We start from the raw sequence: 3,791 nt of genomic DNA, 5'->3' as shown, positions 1-3,791 counted from the left end.
TTTTCTTATCTTTTTGTCTTTTTCCCTTACACATTCATTGAAAACCTCGCATATGGATAACTTTACATCTACTATTCCAGCGTATATGATAAATGAAGCACAATTTAGACGTATTAAAGGAGTCTCTTATGAAATACCTTTTTCTATTCACCATATATTTGGCGGGGCTCATCGTTTCCAGTCTCGGTTTGGCCCTTATCATTCAATCAGGGCTTGGTGTTGGTCCAGGGGACAGTGTCGCGGTTGGGTTGTCCATGCACTTTCCAGTTACCGTAGGGACGGTAATGATTATAGCTTTTGTCATCTTGCTGCTAGTTAATGCCTGGCTGGAAAAGAAACGGCCTCAATTCGAATCATTGATTCCGATTATCATCCGCGGACGAACTGTCGATATCTTTTTATATGGGATACTTGAAAATATGAACTATGAAGTATGGTGGGCACAGTGGGGAATCTTCACGCTCGGTTTGATCGCTACTGCCGTAGGCGTTGCGGTGTATTTACGGACGCCATTCCCTCGAATTCCGTTAGACCATTTCATGATGATCATGAATGAAAAAACGAATCAGTCCAAAAGCTCTGTAAGAATTTTCACTGAATCAGCTATGGCACTTGTCGGATTTTTATTAGGAGCACCAGTCGGCTTCGGAACACTCATCGTCGCTGTTTTACTCGGTCCTCTCATTCAATGGTCCTTCCAAATTTCAAGACCTGTAGCCAATTTATGGTCGGAACCCGGGCAAAGATCAAGAGCAAATAGATAAGAACAAAGAACAAGCATGAACACGGTTCATGCTTGTTTTATTCATCCTGGAACATAAGCTGAGTTACGCCGGTCTCTTCTAACTTTCTACCAATTTTCTCTTCGATTTCAAGCCGGGCTTCCATCATCTCATCGGTCATCTCTCCATCCGGAGCACCAAAACGTTCGACCAATTCTTTTTCTGCCAGCTTCTCTACAAGTTTGTCCCAGAAACTGAATTCATCATATTCTTCAACATACGTTTCTAAGAGTTCGGATTCATAGTCGACATTTAAGTCATGGATCCCCATTTCCTGTTGGTGGACAACTTTATCTTCGAAATTTGCTTCTTTATACTTAGAAAGCACCAGCTCACGGACATCTTCAAATTCTTCATCTAATTCCATCTTTGTAGAATTGACCATCCATGTACCAAGATATACACTTTCAACCAATTTCTCATATTGCTTCGGTGTCAGCTCTAATTTGATATTTGACATACGAAAACCTCCATTCATTCTTTAGTCTCTGGAATTATAGCATAATTACAAAATCTATCCCCAAAACATCTTGTTCTTAAACAAAGACAGAAGAAGACACCGTGCATGCTGCAGGTGTCTTCTTGCCTTATTGTGCCTTTAAATTTCTCTTGAAAATGGACTGATCTGCCGGAATGCCCGCATCTTCTTCATAAAGTTCTTGAAGTTTACGCGTGATACCGCCAGGCTTACCTTCACCAATCGTGAGCTCATCTACCTTAAGGATCGGCATCACTTCAGATGTACTGCTTGTTAGAAATACTTCATCTGCATATTGGAAATCTTCAAGGCAGAAAGATTCCTCGATGAAAGGAATACCTTCCTGTTTGCAAAATTCTTCGATTCTGATACGGACACAGCCATGAAGAATATTTTTCTTCGCAGGATGTGTGTACACTTTTTCATCTTTGACTAAATAAACATTGGAAGAACTGCATTCGGTTACTTCACCGTCTTTATGAAGCACGGCTTCGTAACAGCCTTTTTCTGCAGCTGCCTGCTTGGCTAACACGTTAGGCAGAAGATTGAGACTCTTAATGTAACACCAATCCCAACGCACATCATGCTGGGTGATTGTCTCGACTCCTTCCAGCATTTTATCTGTAGCTCTCGGTAGATCTTTCACATAAGCATAAAGGTTCGCATCGGTATTCGTAGGAAAAGCATGATCTCTAGGTGCTGAACCTCGTGTAATTTGCAAGTACACTTTCGCATCTCCAGTGATCTTGTTTTTGTTTAACAGTTCATCTAGTTGATCGTACATTTGTTCTTTCTTATAAGGAACCTCTATTTTAACAGCCTCAGCTGACCTGTATAAGCGCTCCACATGCTCATCAATCAAATAATAACTTCCTCCGTAAACACGGATCACTTCATAAATGCCATCGCCAAATTGAAGGCCTCTTTCTTCAAATGGATAACGGAGATCATTTTGATGCACAAAATCATTCTCTGTCAGGACGTGATCATAAATCGTCATCTCTCTTCCTCCTTTTTATCACTTTAAACTATTAACGAATAGTTTATCAGAAAAATCAAATTTCATGGTCTCATACACTCAATTGAATGGAATATATGCCTTTAGACCTAGACTTATTCTTGGAAAGTCGATGGTTGGTTGGATATCAATGTTCCAGAATCATGCCCCTTACACAAATCCATCATGACTCCAGGCTGGTTGAAATTAAAGATATGGACCGGTAATTGATGGTCGCGCGCCAGCAGTAGTGCTGACTGATCCATCACCTGGATATCCTGTAACAGAATATCATTGTAATTCAGGTTGCCATAGAGTTTAGCATCCTGATTTACGGTAGGGTCTGTTGTGTACACGCCATTGACTCCTTGTTTTGCTACTAAAATCGCGTCACATTCCAACTCGATCGCACGTTGAACGGCCGGGTAGTCCGTAGTTACAAAGGGCTGCCCATTCCCTCCTGCCAATATCGTGATATACCCTTTTTTTAAGTAATTAACCGCTTTAAGACGTATATAAGGTTCGGCAACGGAAGACATCGGAATCGACGTCATGACACGAACTTCTTTTTCCGTCTTGCTCTTCAGTACTCCACGGAGCATCAAACTGTTTATGACCGTTCCGATTGTGCCGATATTATCAGCTTCTACCCGGTCGATCCCCCATTGCTCAGCTGTCCGGCCTCTGAATATATTGCCTCCGCCAACGACGAGCGTAACTTCTACCCCTGCATTGACAAGATTCAGAATTTCATTAGCAATATGTTCTAAGCTTACATTATCAAAGTTATCTTTCGTATCTCCACTCAAAGCCCCACCGCTTATTTTCAATAATACTCTTTGATACCTCAACTCCAAAGACCTCCCTTGTTAAAAAAAGAGCATAGACAAAAGTCTATGCTCTCTTCACGGAACGAAAATGATGATTCATGAAGTCTGTGCTTGGAAGGTTGATGTTCATCATTTTACGTTCCCTCTTTTCATTTAGGCTATCTAATATTGTATCATATGCTTCTAGAGAAGCAACGTTTCCTTACTCTACTGTGGAAACAGGAACACTCACATGGAACACCGGCCGAGCGGCGGGCTCCTCTTCTTTTCCCTTTGAAACGATGGGATAGAAGTAAAATTCAAGTTTTTTGGATTCTTCACTGTAATTGAAAGAATTAAAATGGATATATTGAAAGGTGGAAAACGTTCCATGGACAGCTTCTTTTGTTTTCCCATTAAATGTCGTGCCGTTTTCATCGACTGCCTTTACTAAAAGCTGCATATCGCCATCATTTCGTTTCCACTTTTCCTCGTTTTGATTCATCCATTTGTTTCTATTCCTGTACCAGATGCCCATAAAGAGGTTCTCATTGTTCTGAAGCGTGTACAATTTTGTCATGTGAACGCCAGAGTCAGGGATTGTCAGTGAGCTTTCTGTCAGAGACACGGGATGATTTTTCGGTTCGTCTACCATAGGGTAAGTCTGATCGTCCGTCAGCTGGTTGAACGTTCGATTATCCAAATAAAAAAAGAAGATAATAATG

At 41.1% G+C, this 3,791-nt stretch carries 5 protein-coding genes; 1 reads left to right on the top strand and 4 read right to left on the bottom strand.

The features are described 5' to 3' along the window. The first annotated feature begins 128 nt into the window (after positions 1–128). On the top strand, positions 129–764 hold the full coding sequence (locus tag LD39_RS19325; protein ID WP_035552061.1) for a YitT family protein: 636 nt from the start codon (positions 129–131) through the stop codon (positions 762–764). A gap of 37 nt (positions 765–801) precedes the next feature. Here LD39_RS19325 and LD39_RS19320 read toward each other — a convergent pair whose 3' ends face one another. The 4 genes from LD39_RS19320 to LD39_RS23255 all read right to left on the bottom strand — a co-directional run. Continuing rightward, positions 802–1,242, bottom strand: a complete 441-nt coding sequence (locus LD39_RS19320) for a hypothetical protein (RefSeq protein WP_035552058.1) — start codon at positions 1,240–1,242, stop codon at positions 802–804. 127 nt (positions 1,243–1,369) lie between these two features. Beyond that, positions 1,370–2,260 (bottom strand): D-amino-acid transaminase, encoded by an 891-nt coding sequence (gene dat, locus LD39_RS19315; RefSeq protein ID WP_035552055.1) that lies wholly within the window; start codon positions 2,258–2,260, stop codon positions 1,370–1,372. Between the two features lie 113 nt (positions 2,261–2,373). Continuing rightward, positions 2,374–3,108: a UMP kinase gene (pyrH, locus tag LD39_RS19310; protein ID WP_035552052.1), complete on the bottom strand. Its 735-nt coding sequence runs from the start codon at positions 3,106–3,108 to the stop codon at positions 2,374–2,376. Positions 3,109–3,289: 181 nt separating this feature from the next. Further along, positions 3,290–3,791 (bottom strand): hypothetical protein (locus LD39_RS23255; protein ID WP_035552049.1); only part of this gene is annotated, 502 nt, incomplete at its 5' end.

This window comes from Halobacillus sp. BBL2006, assembly GCF_000786645.1.
In the GTDB taxonomy this organism is placed as follows: domain Bacteria; phylum Bacillota; class Bacilli; order Bacillales; family Halobacillaceae; genus Halobacillus.
Note: the sequence above shows the minus strand (reverse complement) of the source record. Positions and strands in the feature narration are given on the sequence as shown.